Consider the following 19,486-nt stretch of genomic DNA (forward strand, 5'->3'; position numbering starts at 1 on the left):
CGCCTCAGCGCTTATCGTGCCCCGCGTGCAGGTCAGGGTGGGGCAGCGGGTGCCGGTCGTCGTCCAGACGCGAGGGCGGCGCCGTACGGGTGCCCGCGCGTTGTGGATCGCCGCCGAGACCGTCGTCACCTGTGGCGTTGTCGTTCTGCTGCTCGTGGTGCATCAGCTGTGGTGGACCAACCAGCAGGCCCGCGCCGAGGCCCTTCAGCAGGTGCGTGTTCTTGAGCGGGAGTGGGATATTTCTCCTTCCCCCGTACCCGTACCCGTACCCGTCTCCGTCCCCGTCCCCACCTCCGTCCCTACCTCCGCCAGTGTCGGTGCCGATGGCGACGTCGGCAGTCCCTCCGTTCCGCCTGTGGTTCCTTCCCCTCCCCCCGACCCCGCGACCCGTCCCGCCGACTCCGCCGCCTTCGCCGTCCTCCGTATCCCCCGCCTCGGGCTCACCGTCCCCGTCGCCCACGGCGTCTCCAAGCGGTCCGTCCTCGACAAGGGGTACGTCGGGCACTACCCCGGCACCGCCTCCCCCGGGCGCACCGGGAACTTCGCCCTCGCCGGGCATCGCAACACCCATGGCGAGCCCTTCCGGTACATCAACCGGCTCGCGAAGGGGGACGAGATCTCCGTGCGGACGCGCGAGCGGACGTACGTCTACCGGGTCGATCAGGTCCTGCGGCAGACCGCTCCCCGTGACGTCGGGGTCATCCGGGCCGTGCCACGGTCGATCGTCAAGCCCTCGTACGGGTACGACGTCCCCGGCGCCTATCTCACCCTCACCACCTGCACCCCCGAGTTCAGCAGTGCCTACCGGCTCGTCGTCTGGGCCAAGCTGGTCGCCTAGTTAGGCTCGTCCGGTGATCAGACGTCGGCCCCACTTGTCGTGGCTTCTCCTTCCGTACCTGCTGTTCGTCGTCGCGCTGCCGTTCGTGAACCGGGTGCCCCTGTTCGTTCTCTGGCTGTTCGGGGCGACTCTCCTCACCCCCGTCGCCGTCGGCCTCGCCAGGAGGGGGGACCGAGGATGAGCCCCGCCGTCGTCGCCGTGTCCGTCTTCGCGGTCTTCATGGTGCTCACCGTCGTTCTCGGGCTGCTCGCCGTGCGCCGGCAGCAGACCGGTGGGCTCGACGCCTGGTCCGTCGGCGGGCGTTCGCTCGGTCCGGTCTTCATCTGGGTGCTCATGGCGGGGGAGGGGTACACCAGTTTCAGTTATCTCGGCGCCGCCGGGTGGGGGTACAACTACGGCGCTCCCGTGCTCTACGTCGTCGCCTACATGTCCTGCGGATACGCCGTGGGTTACGTGGTCGGGCCGATGCTGTGGGGGTACGCGCGCAAGCACGGGCTCGTCGCCCTCAGCGACATGGCCGCCCACCGGTACCGCCGGCCCTGGCTCGGTGCCGCCGTCGCCGTGCTCGCGACCGTCTTCCTCCTGCCGTACATCCAGCTCCAGATCACCGGCATGGGGGTGGTCGTCTCGACCATCTCGTACGGGACCATCGGGCTCGACCTCGCCTACTTCCTCGCCTTCGCCGTCACCACCGGTTTTGTGGTGGTGAGCGGGTTGAGAGGGAGTGCGTGGGTGTCCGTGCTCAAGGATGCCCTTGTCGTGCTCACCTTGGGGTTCTTGTTCGTGTACGTGCCCCTGCACTACTTCGGTGGGTTCGGGGAGTTCTTCGGGCGGCTCGTCGACGAGAAGAGCGAGTGGCTGAAGCTTCCCGGGCACGGTGGCGAGGAGAGCGGGTACGGGGTCGGGTGGTTCGCTTCCACGACGGTTCTCAATTCGCTCACCGTTGTCATTTTTCCGACCACCGTCGCCGGCTATCTCGGCGCCCGCGACGCCGACACCCTCCGTCGCAACGCCGTCTGGCTGCCCGCGTACAACGTCCTTCTCTTCGTCCCCATGCTGCTCGGCACGGCCGCCCTCTTCGTCGTCCCCGGGCTCGTCGGCGCCGAGTCGAACCTCGCGCTGTTCAAGCTGATCACGGACGCGCTGCCCGCCTGGGCCGTCGGGGTCGTCGGCGTCGCCGCCGCGCTCTCCTCGATCGTGCCGATGGCGGTGTTCATGCTGGTCATCGGCACCATGTGGGGGAGGAGCGTGCTCAGTCTCGTGCCTCGGCTGCGGGCCCGTGAGAAGGGGCTCTCGCAGAGCGTCGTGGTCGTCGCCGGGGCGCTCGCGCTCGTCATGACCTACACCGCGCCCAACACCCTCGTACGCCTCTCCCTCATCTCGTACGAGGGGATGGCGCAGCTCCTGCCGCTGGTGCTGCTGGGGCTCGTGTGGCGGCGGATGACGGTGGTGGGTGCGGTGAGCGGGCTCGTGGTGGGGGTCGGGATCGTCTGCGCCCTCGTCTTCTCCGGGCACGATCCCCTCTGGGGCGTCAACGCCGGGCTGCTCGCCCTCGTCGTCAATCTCCTCGTGAGCGTGGTCGTCAGTCTGTACGGGCCGTCCGAGGGCGGTGACCGGCGTGCCGACGAGGACGTCCTCGCCCTCGAGGAGTTCACCGACGCCGCTGTCGCCCGAGTGCCAGGGTGAGCCCCGCGCCCGTCAGGGCCAGTGCCGCCGACACCAGGACCGCCGTGTCCGGGCCGGTCCCCGAGGTCGCGAGCGCCAGCGTCAGGGCCACGCCCGCCGAGGAACCGATGTAGCGGGCGGTGTTGTTGGCGCCCGAGCCCATCGCCGCCCGCTCCGGCGGTACGGAGTCCACCGCGAGGCGCGGCAGCGCGGCGTTCAGCAGGCCGCTGCCCGCGCCCGCCACCAGGAGGCCGGGGAGCAGGCGGGGCCAGGAGCCGGCCGGGCCCTCAAGGGAGCCAAGGAGGGCCAGGACACCCGCCGCCGACAGGACGAAACCCAGGGCCAGTTGGTACGGGGCCGACAGCCGGGCCGGGAGCCGGCGCGCCTGGAGGGCCACGACGAACGCCGTGCCCGACCAGAGCACGAACAGCCAGGCCGCGCCGAGCGGGGACATCCCGGCACCGGACCCGCCGAGCGGGGACTTCCCGGCACCGGACCCGCCGCCCTGGAGCAGCGCGGGCACCACGCTGAACAGGCCGATCACGGCCAGACCCGTGAACAGTGCCCCCAGCGTCGACGCCAGGAACGCCGGTCGCCGCAGCAGCGCCAGATCCACCATGGGCGTACGGCTCCGGTGCTCGACCAGCACGAACAGTGCCGTCAGGGCGAGGGAGGCGAGCAGCAGGAGGCCCACCTGGGGGCGCAGCCAGCCGTCCCGGCCGAGGGTGAGCGCGGTGAGCAGGGCCGCCAGGGCCAGGCCGAGGGCCGTCGCGCCCGCGATGTCGGGACGCGGTCGATGGGGGGAGCCCGCCCTTTCCGGTGCCGCTTCGTCCGCCCTCAGCGTCCGTGCCCCCACCGCCGCGATCACCAGCGCCGCCGCGCCCAGGACCCCGTACGCGAGCCGCCAGTCCGCCAGGCTCAGGGCGCCCGCGAGCAGTGGGCCCAGTGCGATGCCGGCGCTGACGGAAGCACCCCAGACGCCCGTCGCCCTGATCCGGTCGCGGCCCGCCGGGTACGCCTGGGCGAGCAGGCCCAGGCTGCCCGCGAGGACCGCCGCGCTCGCCGCGCCCTGGGCGATCCGGGCCGCGGTGAAGGTGGCCGTGGAGCCTGCGAAGGCGCCGAGGGCGGTGGTGAGGCCGAGGGCGAGGGTCCCGAGGAGGAAGATCCGGCGGCGGCCGTGCGCGTCGGCGAGGCTGCCGGCCACCAGGAGGAGGACGGCGAGGCCGAGCGGGGTGCCGTTGAGCAGCCAGGCCTGGGCCGATGCCGGGGTCGAGAAGGCGGCGGCCATGTCGGGGAGGGTGAGCATCGGGGCCGTGTAGTTCATCAGCGCGACGGCGGTGGCCGCGGCGGTGACGGCGAGCGCGGCCCGGGGGCGGGGGCCGGGTCGGGAGCGGGCGCCGTGGGGCGGGGCGGAGGTGTGGTCGGTGGACGCGAGCTGGGGCATGGCGGGGACCTCCACCGGTCGGTTCGGTGAACGAACTCTGTAGTCGGAGACTCACGGTACCAGCAAGGTTCATTCAATGAACCATGATTGGGTACGATGGGTCCATGGCTCTCGGCAAGGACTACGCCCACCAGCAGTGCTCCATCGCGCGCGCCCTCGAAGTCATCGGTGAGCGCTGGACCCTGCTCGTCGTCCGCGACGCCTTCTACGGCGTCCGCCGCTACAACGACTTCCTCACCCACCTCGGCGCCCCCCGCGCCGTCCTCGCCGCCCGCCTCCAGGCCCTCGTCGAGGCCGGGGTCCTCGACCGGCGGCGCTACCAGGAGTCGCCCCCGCGCGACGAGTACGTGCTCACCGACCGCGGTCTCGCCCTCTGGCCCGTCCTGCGCTCGCTCGGCGCCTGGGGGCGGGCCGAGGTCCCCGGAGCGGTGGCGGTGCGCCACTTCCACCACGCCGACTGCGGCACCGAACTCGGCCCGTACGGCGAGTGCCCGGCCTGCCGTGTGCCCGTGCCGCCCGCCGACGTCGAGATGCGGCCCGGCGCCGGGCTCGACCAGGACCCCGACGATCCGGTCAGCCGTGCCCTCCTCGGCACCCGCCGCCTGCTGGTCCCTCTCCAGCCGGGAACTCCCGAGCCGTTCCGCACGTCTTCACGGTGAGACACCGCGCGACACCGTGCGACACGTGATGAGGGGGGTGGCGGAATGACGGTCGGGAGCCTTGCTCTGCGCGTCCTCGCGCCGCTGTTCTTCCTCCTCGCCCTCGCCGATCTGCTGCTCTCCGACGGCGGTGGCGTCTCCGCAGCCGTCGCGCTCGCCGCCACCACCGTCGTCTGCGCCCTGTTCGGAGCCCGTACGGCCCCGGCCGTGCCGCCCACCGCCGTCCGCACCGCGATCCGTGACCGCGAGCGGCGCACCGCCTTCCTGCCCCAGCGCGACCCCGACGCCGCGGGGCGCCGCAGACCCCGCGCTCCCGGCCGTCCCCTCCTGACGGCCGCGTAGGGAGCCCCCGCACCACATCACCCCGGACACGCACCCCGGACGCACCCCGGACACGCACCCCGGACGCACCCCGGACACGCACCCCGGACGTACCCCGGACACGCACCCCGGACGTACCCCGGACGCACCGCGGACGTACCCCGGACACGCTCACCGGGCATCCCCTCGCGGATCCGTCATGCCGAGACCCGACATCTCCCCGGCACGACGAGACCCCACGGAGGGCTCCCCTTGTCCGTCATCCTTTCCGCCTTCGGCTCCCTGGTCGAGCGGATCGCCGACCTGCTCCAGCCGCTCTTCGCCACCAGCGCCACGGCCGCCGCGATCGTCCTCTTCACGATGCTCGTACGGCTCGCGGTCCACCCGCTGTCCCGGGCCTCGGCCCGGGGGCAGAAGGCGCGCACCCGGATCGCGCCGGAGCTGGCCGCGCTCCGCAAGAAGCACGCCAAGAACCCCGAGCGGCTGCGGAAGGCGGTGACGGAGCTGCACGCGCGGGAGAAGGTCTCGCCGTTCGCCGGGATCCTGCCCAGCCTGCTCCAGGCGCCCGCGTTCCTGCTGATGTACCACCTGTTCGCCGGCGACCGGATGGCCGGACACACCCTGCTCGCCGCCCCGCTCCGCGACCACTGGGCCGACGCCCTCTCCCACGGCGGCCCCTTCGGCCCGGCCGGGCGGGTCTACCTCGTCCTGTTCGCGCTCGTCGTCGCCGTGGCCACGTACACGTACCGGCGTACCAAGGCGCAGCTCGCCGCGCAGCCCCTGGACCTGGGTCAGCCCACACCGGGCGCGGGCGCCATCACCAAGGTGATGCCGCTGCTCTCCTTCGCCACCCTGATCACGGTGGCCGTCGTCCCCCTCGGCGCCGCGCTCTACGTCGTCACCAGCACCGCCTGGACCGCCGTAGAGCGGGCCCTTCTCTTCCGGGAGCGCCCCGGTCAGGGCGAGAAGGAGGGGCCCGCGCCCCTTGCTACTCGCGCGTAAGGGTCCAGTGGCTGAACGGGGTCTTGCAGACTGACCCGTTCTCTTGGAGGATCGACCAATCCTCCGATGGCCGCACTCCATCGGCCGGGGTACCTCAGGGCCCCTTCCCGGGCCCGCCTCGACCACAGGGAGAAGTCCATGAAGCTGCTGCGTGTCGGCCCGCCCGGAGCCGAGCGTCCCGCCCTGCTCGACCAGGACGGGACGCTTCGCGACCTGTCCGCGCTGGTCGACGACATCGACGGCAGTCTGCTCGCCGACGCCTCCGCCCTCGACCGGGTACGGGCCGCCGCCGGCGCCGGTGTGCTGCCCGCGCTCGACGCCACCGGGCTGCGCGTCGGCCCGCCCGTCGGGCGGATCGGCAAGGTCGTGTGCATCGGGCTGAACTACCACGGGCACGCCGCCGAGACCGGCCAGGCCACCCCCGCCGAGCCCGTCGTCTTCCTCAAAGCCGCCGACACCGTCGTCGGCCCGGACGACACCGTGCTCGTACCGCGCGGCTCGGTGAAGACCGACTGGGAGGTGGAGCTCGCCATCGTCATCGGCCGCACCGCCCGCTACCTGGAGACCGACGAGGAGGCCCTCGCGCACGTCGCCGGGTACGCCGTCGCCCATGACGTCTCCGAGCGCGAGTTCCAGATCGAGCGCGGCGGCACCTGGGACAAGGGCAAGAACTGCGAGACCTTCAACCCGCTCGGTCCCTGGCTCGTCACCGCCGACGAGGTGCCGGACCCGCAGGCGCTCGGACTGCGCCTCTGGGTGAACGGCGAGCTCAAGCAGGACGGCCACACCTCGGACCAGATCTTCCCCGTCGCCGAGGTCGTCCGGTACGTCAGCCGGTTCATGACCCTCTACCCGGGCGACATCATCAACACCGGCACCCCCGCCGGTGTCGCCATGGGGCAGCCGGAGCCCAAGCCGTACCTGCGCCCCGGTGACGTCGTCGAGCTGGAGGTCGACGGGCTGGGCCGGCAGCGGCAGGAGCTCAAGAGCGCCTGATCCCGCACCGGAGAGCCGGGCCTTTCGCGCCTTTCTGGCCGGAAAACGGCGGCGCCCCGCGTGGGACGTCGCCATTTTCGTACCCTTTTTGCATATTGCCGGATATGGAACCCACCACGCACGAGCGACGACGTGACCGGCGCCGTCTCGCCGTCATCGCCGCCTCCACGGTCGCGGCCACCGCCCTCGTCGGCGTGCTCGCCGTCAACGGCTGGGCCGACCCGCTGCCGGGCGGCCTCGGCCCCTGCCTGCCGGGCAACTGTCCCCCGAGCACGTACCCCGACATCGGCAGCGGCGAGGTCAAGTACCGCGACAACAACATCAACATCTACGTCGGCGGCGACATGCTCGTCCGCGAGGCCGCCGCCGAGGCCGAGGGCAAGGTCGTCGTCCTGGGCGGCTTCGACATGAACAAGCGCGCGGGCGCCTCCAGCGTCTACAACGTCGGCGTCGCGGGCGTCGGCTCGCGCGTCCCGCCGGACAACGGCACCGACTTCCTCACCGTCGGCAAGAACCTGACGGTCGCCACCGACCAGCGGCTGCTCGCCGAGGAGGGCAAGGTCAGCGGCGTCGTACGGTACGGGGGCACGCTCTCCGGCACGGTGGCCCCGCCCGCCGTGCACAAGGCCGACGCCGCCGCCCCGTACACCGCGCTCCGCGACCAGCTCACCGACGCCAGCCACTGCTACGCGTACGTGAACGGCGCCTCCCGCACCCCCACCGGCACCGCCTCCAACAACAACACCGAGACTCTCTTCACGGGTGACGGCACGTCCAAGCTCCAGGTCTTCAACGTCGACTTCGACCTGGAGTCCGTCGGCGGCGGCCAGCAGGGCATCCGCTTCGACGGGATCCCGGCCGACGCGACCGTCCTCGTCAACGTCCTCGGCGCCGCCCGCACCGTCGACTCGTACATCAACCAGCTGCCGGACGGGCTGCGTGAGCGGGTCCTGTGGAACTTCCCCGACGCCACCACCGTGAAGTTCGAGGGCACGGCCCAGTTCGCGGGCAGCGTGCTGATCGGCAACCAGGCCAGCACGACGACGATCACGATGCCGGGCATGAACGGCCGCTTCTTCACCACCGGGAACCTGACGCACGCCTCGGAGACGACCGGCGGTGGCGGCCAGGAGATCCACGCCTATCCGTTCAACGGCGACCTGCCGTCCTGTGGGAACACCACGCCCACCCCCACACCGACGGACCCGACGCCGACGCCCACGGACCCGACGCCGACCCCGACCGACCCGACCCCGACTCCCACGGATCCGACGCCCACGCCGACGGACCCGACCCCGACGCCCACGGACCCGACGCCCACACCCACCGATCCCACGCCCACACCCACCCCCACCGATCACACGGTCGGCGGGTCGGCGAACGGCGGCAGCGACGGCGGCTACGGCGACAACGGGAGCGACGGCGGGTACGGAGACTCCGGCGGCGGCCACCACGGCCCCAACGGCGAACTCTCGGAGACCGGCGCCGGCACCGGGAAGATCGTGATGGGCGCCACCGCCGTCGGCCTCGCCCTCGGCGGCGGCGCGCTCGTCCTCGTCAGCCGGAGGCGGAGGCGGATGGGCTGAGTGGCGTGGTGGCGTCCCCAGCCGGCCGACGCCCCGGAGCCGTACGAGCCGTACGAGCCGTATGAGTTTTACGAGTCTTACGAGGCGTACGAGCCGAGCAGTCGCTCCAACGCCTCGACGACCATGGCGTGATCCTCGGCCTGCGGCAGTCCGGAGACCGTGACCGAGCCGATCACGCCCGCCCCCTCGACCGCGACCGGGAACGAACCGCCGTGCGCGGCGTACCGGTCGGGGTCGAGGCGCGAGGACTCCTCGAAGGTCGTCCCCTTCTCCCGGAACCGGGCGCCGACCAGGAACGAACTCACGCCGTACCGCTCGACGACCCGTCGCTTGCGGTCGATCCAGGCGTCGTTGTCCGCGCTCGACCCCGGCAGCGCGCAGTGGAAGAGCTGCTGCGGCCCGCGCCGGATGTCGATCGCCACCGGCGCCCCGCGCTCGCGCGCCATGCCGACGAGCAGGCCGCCGAGCGTCCAGGCGTCCTCGTACGTGAAGCGGGGGAGGACCAGACGGGCCTCCTGCGCCTCCAGCTCACTCACTTCCCGGGAGCTCACAGCGCCACCGTGATTCCCTCGCGGGCGGACCTCTTCGCCGCCTCCAGGACATCGAGCGCGGCCGCGGCCTCGTGTGCCGTCACCGGGTTCTGGCCGGCCCCGCGCAGGGCGGCGGCGACGGCCGCGTAGTACGCCGGGTAGTCGCCCGGCAGCGACTCGACCGGGATCCCGCCGCCGGTCAGCGGCGACTCACCGGCGCCGAGCCGGCCCCACAGCTCCTCCGGCTCCAGGCCCCACACCGCACCCGGCACCGGTCGCAGGCCCTCGCGGAGGGCCGCCTCCTGCGGGTCGAGGCCGTACTTCACGAAGCCCGCGCGCTGCCCGAGCACCCGGAAGCGGGGGCCGAGCTGGGCGGTGGTGGCGCTCACGTACAGGTGCGAGCGGACGCCGTTCGCATGGGTGAGCGCGAGGAAGGTGTCGTCGTCGGCCTCGGCGCCAGGACGGCGGACGTCCGACTCGGCGTACACGGAGACCACCGGGCCGAAGAGGACGAGGGCCTGGTCGACGACATGGCTGCCGAGGTCGTAGAGCAGGCCGCCGATCTCCGACGGCGCGCCGGACTCGCGCCAGCCGCCCTTGGGCAGCGGGCGCCAGCGCTCGAAGCGGGACTCGAAGCGCTGGACCTCGCCGAGCGCCTTCTCGTCGAGGAGGCGGCGGAGGGTCAGGAAGTCGTTGTCCCAGCGGCGGTTCTGGAAGACGGAGAGCAGCAGGCCCCGCTCCTCGGCGAGGGCCGCGAGGGCGCGGGCCTCGGCGGCGGTCCCGGCCAGCGGCTTGTCGACGACGACCGGAAGGCCCGCCTCCAGGGCGGCCGTGGCGATCGCGACGTGCGTCTTGTTGGGGGAGGCGACGACGACCAGGTCGAGCTCGTCCGCCGCCCCGTCCGCCCACAGCTCCTCGGCGGTGGCGACGACCCGTACGTCCGGGTGGGCGGCGCGGGCCTCGGCGGCCCGCTCGGGGTTGCCGGTGGTGACGGCGGCGAGGACGAGGTCCTCGGACGCGGCGATCAGCGGGGCGTGGAAGACGGAGCCCGCGAGGCCGTAGCCGACGAGGCCGACGCGGAGGGGAGTGCGGGGGGTGCCAGTCATGCTCCTCACTTAAGCAACGGTGTTGCCAAAGTGCAAGCGGCAGCGACAATGGGCAGGTGGAGACGGACCTGATCGGAGTGGTGCAGTGAACGTGCCGGCCCTGCGCAGCCCCAACGCGGCGCTCGTGCTCGACCTGCTGCGCACGGCGGGAGAGGCCGGGATCAGCCGCCTCGAACTCGCCGAGCGGACCGGCCTCACCCCGCAGGCCGTCAGCAAGATCACCGCACGGCTCCGGTCCGAGGGCCTCGCCGCGGAGGCAGGCCACCGCGCCTCGACGGGCGGCAAACCCCGTACGGTGCTGCGGCTCGTCCCCACCGCCGGGTACGCCGTCGGCGTCCACCTCGACCGCGACGAGCTGACCACCCTCCTCGCCGACCTCGCGGGCACGGTCGTCGCCCGGCGCACCCGCGCCGTGGATCTGGGCGAGGGGGCGGGGCCCGTCCTGGACGCGGTGACGGAGGAGGTACGGGAGCTGTCGGCCGGCACCCCCGGACCCGAATCCGCCGCCGGACCCGGAGCCGGACCCGAATCCGCCGCCGGAGCCGGACCCGACCGGGCCTCCGCCGTTCCCGGCTTCCCCGTCCTGGGTGTGGGGGTCGCCATGCCCGGACCGCTCGACCACCGTGCGGGAGTCCCGGGCCGCGTGACCGGATTCCCCGAGTGGGACGGTCACCCGGTCCGCGAGGAGCTGGCCGGACGCCTCGGGCTGCCCGTCGTCCTCGACAAGGACACCAACGCCGCCGCCCTCGGCCTCGCCGTCCGCCCCGCCGCCCCCGGCTCCTTCGCGTACGTCCACCTCGGTACGGGGCTCGGCGCCGGCCTCGTCCTCGGCGGGGCGCCGCTCCGGGGGGACAGGACGGGCGCCGGCGAACTCGGCCACCAGACCGTCCAGCTCGACGGGCCCCCGTGCGGCTGCGGCGGGCGCGGCTGCCTGGAGGTCCTGTGCCTCGCGGCGGTCGCGCGCGGCGACGACGCCGAGGCCGCGCGCATCCTCGGCGCGGGCGCGGCCAACGTCGTACGGCTCCTCGACATCGACCAGGTCCTGCTCGGCGGCCGGCTGGTCCTCGCCGCGCCGGAGGTGTTCGCGGGCGGGGTGCGGGAGGTCCTCGCCGGGCTCGGCCTGACGGCCCCGGTGCGCGTGGCGGGGGAGCGGGACGCCGTGGCGGCAGGAGCCGCCTGGCTGATCCTCGCCCCGATCTTCGGGAAGTAGGCAGAGGAGAAGAGCAGTACATACGAAAGTAGACCGATCGGGCGGATCGGCCGGGCCGTCCGGGGGCGGACGCGGTGTCGCTGCCCGGCCCCCGCCCCTGCGGCATGGCAGCGTCGCGGCCGACCCGTACGCCCGCGAGCAGCAAAGGCCCGGCCCCATGGCATCCGCCCCCCTGCGACCGCGCACCGCCCGCGCCCTGACCACGGCAGCCGCGCTGGCGACCGCCGCGACGGCCCACCTGGCCCTGGCGCCACCCGCCCTGACCGCGCCGGGCCCCTCGGCGCCCCCCACCACGGCCCCCGCCCCGGCGCAGGCCGCCCCCGACATCCCCGCCCCCGATCCCCCCGCCCCCGCCTGCGGCACCCCTTCCGGTTCCGTCTTCCCCGTCGACACCCGGATCCACGGCGGTCCGGTGGACTACCCCGCCGGTGGTCCCCTCCAGGAGTGGAAGCTCGATCTCACCAACACCACCGACGCCACCTGCTCCGGCATCCATCCCGTGCTCGTCCTCACCGACGAGCGGCGGGTGCTGCGGCCCGAGCAGATCCGGTTCGAGTTCTACGACGACGGGGCCGGGCGCTGGCGGCCCGTGACCTTCGAGGCGACCGAACAGGCCGAGAACGTCGGCGCGTTCACCGGTCCCGACGAATCGGGCGGCTCGGGCGACACCGACGGCTCGGCCGGCCCCGACAGCCCCGCCAGTCCTGCCAGCCCCGACAGCCCCGCCCGCCCCGACAGCCCCGTCCGCCCCGACAGCCCCGTCCGCCCCGACAGCCCCGTCCGCCCCGACGGCTCCGACCGCTTCGACGGCTTCGTCGTGCCCGCCGGCCGGACCCTCACCGTCCCCGTGCGCCTCGGCTTCCGCGCGGAGGCCGCCCCCGACGAGGTCGTCGTGAACGCCGCCGTCGTCCAGCGCCGGGGCGCCGACGGCGACTGGGTCGGCGAGTCCGGCGACTACCGCCTGACCGTGAGTCCTGCCGACCCGGACCGCTCCACCGGAGCCGACGAGCCCGCACCTGACACATCCGGCACGTCCGACCCGCCCGCCCCCTCGCGACCCCCCGGGGCCACGCCCCGCCCGCCGGGCTCCGCCACCGAGGACCCGGAAGACCTCCTGCTGGCCGGTTCGGATCGCGAACTCGCCCACACGGGGCGGGAGTCGGAGGAGTACGCCAAGCTCCTCGCCCCCCTCGCGGCCGCCCTCGTCCTCCTCGGCGCCGTCCTGGTCCGCACGGCCCGCCGCCCCCGGCACCGGTGAGTCATGCTGCGTACACCTTCCCGTTCATCCCCGTCTGCGACCATCCCCCGGTGAACTACCAGAACACCCCCAGCACCCCGGGCGCCCCCGTGAACTCCGGCATTCCGGAGCACGGGCGCGTGCCCAAGTACTACGCCGTCAAGGCCAAACTCTCCCTGATGGTCGATGAGCTGGGGGAGGGTGGGCTGCTGCCCACCGAGCGCGACCTCGCCGTCCGGTACGAGGTGTCCCGCGAGACCGTGCGGCAGGCGCTGCGCGAACTCCTCCTGGAGGGGCGGCTGCGCCGCCAGGGCCGGGGCACGGTCGTCGCGGGCCCCAAGCTCGAACAGCCCCTCTCGCTCGCGAGCTACACGGAAGGCGTCCGCCGGCAGGGTCGCCGCCCCGGCCGCAGCCTCATCTCGCTCGACCGGTTCCCCTGCCCGGAGGCGCTCGCTCCCGAGGTCGGCGCCGAACGGGGCGAGCCCGTCTGGCACATGGAGCGCGTGCTCCTCGCCGACGACGAGCGGGTCGGCCTGGAGAGCACGTACGTCTCCGAGGCGCGCGTCCCGCACCTGGACACCGAGTTCGACCCGGACTCCTCCTTCTACTCCTACCTCCACGACCGCCTCGGCATCTCGTTCGGCGACGCCGACGAGCGCATCGAGACGGTGCTCGCGACCCCCCGCGAGGCCCTCCTCGTCGGCACCCCGCCGGCGCTGCCGATGCTGCTGCTCCACCGCATCTCCCGGGACACCTCGGGCCGCCCCCTGGAGCGGGTCCGCACCCTCTACCGGGGTGACCGGTTCAGCTTCACCGCCCACCTGGGGCAGCAGGGCTGACGGAGTGAGGTCGCAGGGCTGACCGGGTGAGGTGGCAGAGCTGGCCGAGTGAGGTCGCAGGGCTGACCGGGTGAGGCGGCAGGGCTGACCGAGGGGCCGAGCGGCGGGCCGAACGCCGAAACCCTCGCAACCCGCCACCACTCAGATCACGAGAAGATAACGGGTCTGGTCCAAGCTTGTCGGTCCGTTCACCGTCCCGTCGCCCACCGGCCCCGTCCGGGTCACCCGTCCCCAGGACCGTCGACGGCATGAAGGTGATCGTCGTAGGAGCCGGCGTGGTGGGAACCATGCACGCCTGGCACGCAGTGGAACGCGGCCATGAGGTCGTACACATCGAGCGCGAGGCCGAGGCGCGCGGAGCGTCCCTCCGCAACTTCGGCCAGATCTGGGTGAGCGGACGGGCGGGCGGAGAGGAGCTGGACACCGCCCTGCGCGCCCGGGAACTCTGGGAGGGCATCGGCGCCCGGGTCCCCGGCCTGGGCTTCCGGGCCATCGGCTCGCTCACCCCCGTACGCAACGAGCTGGAGCTCGCCGTCGCCGAGGCCGCCGTGGCCCGCCCCGACGCCGCCGCCCGCGGCTACAAGCTGCTGGCGGCCGACGAGGCCCGCGCGATCAACCCGGCCCTGCGGGGTGAGTTCGAAGCCGCGCTCTGGTGCGAGCGGGACGCGGCCGTCGAGCCGCGCCTCGCGCAGCTCGCCCTCCGCGAGGCCCTCCTCGCCACCGGGAAGTACACCTTCCTGCCGAACCGCGAGGTCCGGGATGTCGTCGGCGCCAACGGAAACGGAACCAGCGCGGTCCGTGACGACCGGGGCGAGGTCCACAGCGGCGACGCTGTCGTCCTGTGCACCGGCGCCTGGCTCTCCGGCCTCGTCCGCGAGGTCGCCGGCGAGATACCCGTCCGCCGGGTCCGGCTCCAGATGATGCAGACCGAGCCCCTCGGCGAGGCGCTCACCACCTCCGTCGCCGACGCCGACTCCTTCCGCTACTACCCGGCCTACGCCTCCGAGGCCCTGGACGCCCTCCAGGCCGGGCAGCCGCAGGACCCGACCGCCGCCGCCCACAGGATGCAGCTCCTCATGGTGCAGCGCCTCGACGGCGGACTGACCATCGGCGACACCCACGAGTACGAGCACCCCTTCGCCTTCGACACCCTCGAAGACCCCTACGAGCACCTCACCCGCGTCGTCGAGTCCTTCCTCGGCCGCCCGCTGCCGAAGATCAGGCGGCGCTGGGCCGGGGTGTACGCGCAGTGCGTCGACACCAGCCGGGTCGTCCACCGCCAGAAGGTCCGCGACGGCGTGTGGCTGGTGACCGGACCCGGTGGGCGCGGCATGACCTGCTCGCCCGCCATCGCCGAGACGACCGCCGACGAACTGGGCTGGTGAACCACATGACCTCCGCAGACACGCACAAGCGCAAGCACGACCTCGTCGTCCTCGACATGGCAGGCACCACCGTCGCCGACGGCGGCCTCGTCGAGCAGGCCTTCACCGCCGCCGCCGAGCGCCTCGGCGAAGACCCGGCCACGATGATCGACTACGTCCGCGCCACCATGGGCGAGTCCAAGATCTCCGTCTTCCGCCACCTCTTCGGCGGCGACGAGACCCGCGCCGAGGAGGCCAACCTCGCCTTCGAGGCGGCGTACGGAGAGCTGGTCTCCGGCGGCCGGATCGCCCCGATACCCGGCGCGGCCGAGGCGATCGCCGAGCTGAAGGCGCAGGGCCGGACGGTGGTCCTCACCACCGGATTCGCCCGGGTCACCCAGGACGCGATCCTCGACGCGCTCGGCTGGCGGGACCTGGCCGAGCTGACCCTCTGCCCGGCCGACGCCGGCGGTCGCGGACGCCCGTACCCGGACATGGTCCTCGCGGCCTTCCTCCGTACGGGAGCCGTGGACGACGTCCGCCGGCTCGTGGTCGCGGGCGACACCTCGTACGACATGCTCAGCGGGGTCCGCTCCGGCGCCGGGATCGTCGCGGGCGTCCTGACCGGCGCGCACGACGAGGCGGCGCTCAAGGAGCACGGCGCGACGCACGTCCTGGCCTCGATCGCCGAACTTCCCGCACTGATCGGGGAGTCGGAAGCATGACCAGCGGCATCCGCTTCGACGCCGTGTCCGTCGCGTACGGCGGCACCACCGTCCTCGACCGGCTCGACCTGACCGTCGAGCCCGGTGAGGTCATGGCCCTCCTCGGGCCCTCGGGCTCCGGCAAGACCACCGCGCTGCGGGCCGTCGCCGGGTTCGTGCGGCCGGCCTCCGGGCGGGTGCTCATCGGCGACCGTGACGTGACCGGCCTCCCGCCGTACAAGCGGGGGATCGGCATGGTCGTCCAGCAGTACGCCCTCTTCCCGCACCTCCGGGTCGAGGCCAACGTCGCCTTCGGCCTGAAGGCCCGGAAGGTCCCGAAGGGCGAGATCCCCGGCCGGGTCGCCGAGGCCCTGGAGATGACCGGCATGGCGGCCTACGCCCACCGGTACCCCCGGGAGCTCTCCGGCGGCCAGCAGCAGCGCGTCGCCATCGCCCGCGCGCTCGCCATCCGGCCCAAGGTCCTCCTCCTCGACGAGCCGCTCTCCGCGCTCGACGCGCAGCTGCGCTCCGGGATGCTGGCCGAACTGGCCCGCCTCCACCGCGAGTTGCCGGACGTGTCGATCCTGTACGTCACCCACGACCAGGTCGAGGCGCTGACGCTCGCGGACCGGATCGCCGTCATGGACAGGGCCCGGCTCCAGGACTGCGGCACCCCGCAGGACCTGTACCGCAGGCCGCGTACGGAGTTCACGGCGTCGTTCGTCGGGAACGCGAACCTGCTGCCGGTACGGGTCGGCGCCGAGGGGGTCGCCTTCGAGGGCGTCGCCCTGAAGGTCCCCGCCCCCGACGCGGCGGTCGGCTCCGACGCCACCCTCTGCGTCCGGCCGCACCTGGTCGGCCTCGGCGAGGGCCCCAACGCCCTCCGTGGCCGGATCAGCGAGGTCCAGTGGCGGGGGTCCACGCACCGGCTGTACGTGGAGGTGGGCGGCCACCGGGTGAAGGCGGACGTACGGGAGCTGCGGGAGACGCCGCTGCTCGGGGCCGAGGTGACGCTGCACTTCGCGCCCGAGGACGCGGTGCTGCTGGCAGCGGGGGTGAACGATGGGTAGCGCCGGGAGCGGGGTCAAGGAACGGCACCCGGCACCGGGGGCTGTGCCCACCAGTTCCGCCCTTGCGGAACGCATGCCCACAACGGGGCGGAAGACCCCCACCTGGATCTGGGCCCTGCCCCCCGTCGCCGTGCTCGCCGTCGTCTTCCTCTATCCGCTCGCCCTCGTCGTCCAGGAGTCCCTGGCCCCCGGTGCGTACGGTGACGTCTTCGCCTCCGCGTCGTTCCGCGACGCCCTCGTCACCACGGTGTGGCTCGCCGTCGCCGCCACCGTCGGGTGTCTCGTCCTCGGCTTCGTGCTCGCGGTCGTGATCGCGTTCGTGCCGTTCCCCGGCGGGAAGGCGGTGTCGAAGTTCATCGACGTCTTCCTCTCCTTCCCGTCCTTCCTGATCACGCTCGCCCTGCTGTTCCTCTACGGCACGGTCGGCATGGCCAACGGCGTCTGGACGGACGTCACCGGGGCCCCCTCGGGCCCCTTCCAGTTCCTGACCACCCCGTGGGGTGTCCTCCTCGCCGAGATCACGTACTTCACCCCGTTCGTGATGCGGCCGCTGCTCGCCGCCTTCTCGCAGATGGAGACGGCCCAGCTGGAGGTCGCGTCCTCGCTCGGCGCCCGGCCCCTGCGGATCGTCCGGCAGGTGATCCTGCCCGAGGCCCTCCCGGCGCTCGCGGCAGGAGGCAGCCTCGTCCTCGTCATGTGCCTGAACGAGTTCGGGATCGTGCTCTTCACCGGGGCCAAGGGCGTCACGACCCTCCCGATGCTCGTCTACAGCAAGGCGATCCTCGAATCCGACTACGCCGCCGCCTGTGTCGTCGCCGTCGTCAACGTCGCCCTCTCCGTGGGCCTCTACGTCCTCTACCGGGGGGTGAGCCGCCGTGCTGGTGCATAGCCGTACGGGCAGGTGGACGGCCTGGGTCACGTTCGCCGTCCTGTTCGTCCCGCTCTTCGCCCTCCCCCTCCTGGTGATCGTCGCCGCCTCGCTCTCCACGAACTGGTCCGGCGCCTTCCCCTCCGGGCCGACCACCGAGCACTACGCGGCCGCCGTCCGCGGCGAGTCCCTCCAGGCCCTCACCACCAGCCTGGTCACCGCCGTCACCGCCGGCCTGATCGCGCTGACCGTCGGCACCTGGGCCGCGCTCGCCGGGGCCGCCCTCGGCAAGAAGGGCAAGAGGGTCCTCGACGCGCTGTTCATGCTGCCGGTCGCCGTGCCGTCCGTGGTCGTCGGCCTCGCCGTCCTCGTCGCGTTCTCGCAGCCCCCGGTGCTCCTCAACGGCACCCGCTGGATCGTGATCCTCGCGCACACCGTGCTCGTCACGGCGTTCGCCCACCAGTCGGTGTCGGCCGCGATCCAGCGGCTCGACCCCATGTACGAGCAGGCGGCGGCCAGTCTCGGCGCCCGTCCCTCGTACGTCCTGCTCCGGGTGAAGCTGCCGCTCCTGCTGCCGTCCCTGAACGCGGCCGCCGGACTCTGCTTCGCCCTGTCCATGGGCGAGTTGAGCGCCACGATGATGCTCTACCCGCCGGACTGGATGCCGCTCCCGGTGCTCATCTTCACCGCCACCGACCGCGGTTCCCTCTTCACCGGATCGGCGCTGGCCGTGGTCCTCATGGCCACGACCCTGCTGGCGCTGCTCGCCGTCTCCCGCATCCGTACCAAGGCTTCCTTCCGCTAGCGCTTCCGCCAGAGATCCCCAGATCCCCAGATCCCCAGCTCCCCAGCTCCTCAGTTCCTCAGGAGAAAACGACGTTATGCGTACGTACGCCAAGCCGATCGCCGCCGTCACCGGCTCCCTCGTCCTCGCCGCGGGCCTCACCGCCTGCGGTGGCTCCACCGAAGCGTCCGACGAGAAGATCGTCACCGTCTACAGCGCCGACGGCCTCAAGGGCGAGGCGGGGGACGGCTGGTACGACAAGGTCTTCGCCGACTTCGAGAAGAAGACCGGCATCGAGGTCAAGTACGTCGAGGGCGGCTCCGGGGAGATGGTGCAGCGCGCTCTCCGCGAGAAGAGCAACACCCAGGCCGACGTCATCGTGACCCTGCCGCCCTTCATCCAGCAGGCCGGCGCCAAGGGCCTGCTGCAGAAGTACACCCCGCAGGGCGCCGACCAGGTCGGCGGCGGCGACAAGGCGAGCGACGGCACCTGGACCTCGGTCGTCAACAACTACTTCGGCTTCATCCACAACAAGAAGGAGCTCCCCGCGGCCCCCAAGTCCTGGGAGGAGCTGCTCGACGGCAGGTTCAAGAACAAGCTGCAGTACTCCACCCCGGGCGTCGCGGGCGACGGAACCGCCGTCCTCATCAAGGCGATGCACGACTTCGGTGGCCAGGAGCCGGCCATGGAGTACCTCGAGAAGCTCCAGGCCAACAACGTCGGCCCGTCCTCCTCCACCTCCAAGCTCGCCCCCAAGGTCGACAAGGGCGAACTCCTCGTCGCCAACGGCGACGTGCAGATGAACTTCGCCCAGTCCAAGTCCATGCCGAACCTCGGCATCTGGTTCCCGGCCAAGGGCGCGGGCAGGCCGACCACCTTCGCCCTGCCGTACGCGGCCGGCCTGGTGGACAAGGCCCCGCACACCGAGAACGGCAAGAAGCTCCTCGACTTCATGCTGACCGAGGGCGCCCAGCGCGAGGTCAGTGCGGTCGGCGGCGGCTTCCCCGCCCGTAAGGACGTCAAGGCGAGCGACGCCAACGCCATCGAACTCGCCAAGCAGATGGAGGGCGTCGAGGTCTTCGAGCCGGACTGGGCCGACATCGACAAGAACCTCAAGACGTACGTCGACGCGTGGAAGTCCGCGACCGGCAGCTGATCGGCAGCTGATCGGCAGCTGACACCGGCAGCTGACCGAAGCTGATAGGCACCAAGAGTTCACCGTACGACTCTGGAACGCCTCCGCACATCGCGGAAGGATAACGG

At 72.7% G+C, this 19,486-nt stretch carries 20 protein-coding genes; 17 read left to right on the plus strand and 3 right to left on the minus strand.

Annotation, left to right across the window (positions count from 1 at the left end; translation table 11 throughout):
- Positions 1 to 25: 25 nt before the first annotated feature.
- The 3 genes from N5875_RS24535 to N5875_RS24545 are packed head-to-tail and all read left to right on the plus strand — an operon-like array spanning position 26 to position 2,524.
- Entirely contained in the window at positions 26 to 838 is an 813-nt protein-coding gene (locus N5875_RS24535; protein WP_338495998.1) for a class E sortase, read from the plus strand.
- Positions 839 to 851: 13 nt separating this feature from the next.
- A complete protein-coding gene (locus tag N5875_RS24540) occupies positions 852 to 1,019 on the plus strand; it encodes a hypothetical protein (RefSeq protein WP_338496000.1) in 168 nt (55 codons plus the stop codon).
- A complete protein-coding gene (locus N5875_RS24545; protein WP_338496001.1) occupies positions 1,016 to 2,524 on the plus strand; it encodes a sodium:solute symporter family protein in 1,509 nt (502 codons plus the stop codon). Before N5875_RS24540 ends, N5875_RS24545 begins: the two co-directional genes overlap by 4 nt.
- Here N5875_RS24545 and N5875_RS24550 read toward each other — a convergent pair.
- Positions 2,490 to 3,947, minus strand: a complete 1,458-nt coding sequence (locus tag N5875_RS24550; RefSeq protein WP_338496003.1) for an MFS transporter — start codon at positions 3,945 to 3,947, stop codon at positions 2,490 to 2,492. The two genes, N5875_RS24545 and N5875_RS24550, sit on opposite strands and share 35 nt — an antisense overlap.
- A gap of 104 nt (positions 3,948 to 4,051) precedes the next feature.
- On the opposite strand from N5875_RS24550, the gene N5875_RS24555 reads away from it, so the two are divergent.
- From N5875_RS24555 to N5875_RS24575, 5 genes are all read left to right on the plus strand, one after another.
- Positions 4,052 to 4,606, plus strand: coding sequence for a helix-turn-helix domain-containing protein (locus N5875_RS24555; RefSeq protein ID WP_338496005.1), 555 nt, complete (start codon positions 4,052 to 4,054; stop codon positions 4,604 to 4,606).
- Positions 4,607 to 4,651: 45 nt separating this feature from the next.
- Positions 4,652 to 4,948 carry a DUF6412 domain-containing protein gene (locus N5875_RS24560; RefSeq protein ID WP_318209992.1) on the plus strand — a complete coding sequence of 99 codons (297 nt, stop codon included), beginning with the start codon at positions 4,652 to 4,654 and terminating at the stop codon, positions 4,946 to 4,948.
- Positions 4,949 to 5,179: 231 nt separating this feature from the next.
- Positions 5,180 to 5,929 carry a YidC/Oxa1 family membrane protein insertase gene (locus N5875_RS24565; protein WP_338496007.1) on the plus strand — a complete coding sequence of 250 codons (750 nt, stop codon included), beginning with the start codon at positions 5,180 to 5,182 and terminating at the stop codon, positions 5,927 to 5,929.
- A gap of 138 nt (positions 5,930 to 6,067) precedes the next feature.
- Positions 6,068 to 6,925 (plus strand): fumarylacetoacetate hydrolase family protein, encoded by an 858-nt coding sequence (locus N5875_RS24570; RefSeq protein ID WP_030324860.1) that lies wholly within the window; start codon positions 6,068 to 6,070, stop codon positions 6,923 to 6,925.
- 104 nt (positions 6,926 to 7,029) lie between these two features.
- Entirely contained in the window at positions 7,030 to 8,511 is a 1,482-nt protein-coding gene (locus N5875_RS24575) for a choice-of-anchor A family protein (RefSeq protein WP_338496011.1), read from the plus strand.
- A gap of 77 nt (positions 8,512 to 8,588) precedes the next feature.
- Here N5875_RS24575 and N5875_RS24580 read toward each other — a convergent pair whose 3' ends face one another.
- On the minus strand, positions 8,589 to 9,062 hold the full coding sequence (locus N5875_RS24580) for a heme-degrading domain-containing protein (RefSeq protein ID WP_318209989.1): 474 nt from the start codon (positions 9,060 to 9,062) through the stop codon (positions 8,589 to 8,591).
- Positions 9,059 to 10,147 carry a Gfo/Idh/MocA family oxidoreductase gene (locus tag N5875_RS24585; protein ID WP_338496013.1) on the minus strand — a complete coding sequence of 363 codons (1,089 nt, stop codon included), beginning with the start codon at positions 10,145 to 10,147 and terminating at the stop codon, positions 9,059 to 9,061. The genes N5875_RS24580 and N5875_RS24585 overlap by 4 nt, the downstream gene beginning before the upstream one ends.
- Before the next feature lie 85 nt (positions 10,148 to 10,232).
- On the opposite strand from N5875_RS24585, the gene N5875_RS24590 reads away from it, so the two are divergent.
- From N5875_RS24590 to N5875_RS24630, 9 genes are all read left to right on the plus strand, one after another.
- Positions 10,233 to 11,357 (plus strand): ROK family transcriptional regulator, encoded by a 1,125-nt coding sequence (locus N5875_RS24590; protein WP_338496015.1) that lies wholly within the window; start codon positions 10,233 to 10,235, stop codon positions 11,355 to 11,357.
- Between the two features lie 157 nt (positions 11,358 to 11,514).
- Positions 11,515 to 12,615: a hypothetical protein gene (locus tag N5875_RS24595; protein ID WP_338496016.1), complete on the plus strand. Its 1,101-nt coding sequence runs from the start codon at positions 11,515 to 11,517 to the stop codon at positions 12,613 to 12,615.
- A 50-nt stretch (positions 12,616 to 12,665) separates the two neighbouring features.
- The gene (locus N5875_RS24600; RefSeq protein ID WP_338496018.1) at positions 12,666 to 13,433 is read left to right on the plus strand and encodes a GntR family transcriptional regulator; all 768 of its coding nucleotides are present in this window, start codon (positions 12,666 to 12,668) and stop codon (positions 13,431 to 13,433) included.
- Between the two features lie 248 nt (positions 13,434 to 13,681).
- Positions 13,682 to 14,818, plus strand: coding sequence for a TIGR03364 family FAD-dependent oxidoreductase (locus tag N5875_RS24605; protein ID WP_338496019.1), 1,137 nt, complete (start codon positions 13,682 to 13,684; stop codon positions 14,816 to 14,818).
- 5 nt (positions 14,819 to 14,823) lie between these two features.
- The gene (locus N5875_RS24610) at positions 14,824 to 15,522 is read left to right on the plus strand and encodes a phosphonatase-like hydrolase (protein ID WP_338496021.1); all 699 of its coding nucleotides are present in this window, start codon (positions 14,824 to 14,826) and stop codon (positions 15,520 to 15,522) included.
- Positions 15,519 to 16,571 carry an ABC transporter ATP-binding protein gene (locus N5875_RS24615; protein ID WP_318209982.1) on the plus strand — a complete coding sequence of 351 codons (1,053 nt, stop codon included), beginning with the start codon at positions 15,519 to 15,521 and terminating at the stop codon, positions 16,569 to 16,571. Before N5875_RS24610 ends, N5875_RS24615 begins: the two co-directional genes overlap by 4 nt.
- A gap of 73 nt (positions 16,572 to 16,644) precedes the next feature.
- The gene (locus N5875_RS24620) at positions 16,645 to 17,460 is read left to right on the plus strand and encodes a 2-aminoethylphosphonate ABC transporter permease subunit (RefSeq protein ID WP_338496023.1); all 816 of its coding nucleotides are present in this window, start codon (positions 16,645 to 16,647) and stop codon (positions 17,458 to 17,460) included.
- Positions 17,447 to 18,244, plus strand: a complete 798-nt coding sequence (locus N5875_RS24625; RefSeq protein WP_338496025.1) for an ABC transporter permease subunit — start codon at positions 17,447 to 17,449, stop codon at positions 18,242 to 18,244. The genes N5875_RS24620 and N5875_RS24625 overlap by 14 nt, the downstream gene beginning before the upstream one ends.
- 76 nt (positions 18,245 to 18,320) lie before the next feature.
- Positions 18,321 to 19,379: a 2-aminoethylphosphonate ABC transporter substrate-binding protein gene (locus N5875_RS24630; RefSeq protein WP_338496026.1), complete on the plus strand. Its 1,059-nt coding sequence runs from the start codon at positions 18,321 to 18,323 to the stop codon at positions 19,377 to 19,379.
- Positions 19,380 to 19,486 lie beyond the last annotated feature (107 nt).

This window comes from Streptomyces sp. SJL17-4, from assembly GCF_036826855.1.
GTDB lineage: Bacteria > Actinomycetota > Actinomycetes > Streptomycetales > Streptomycetaceae > Streptomyces.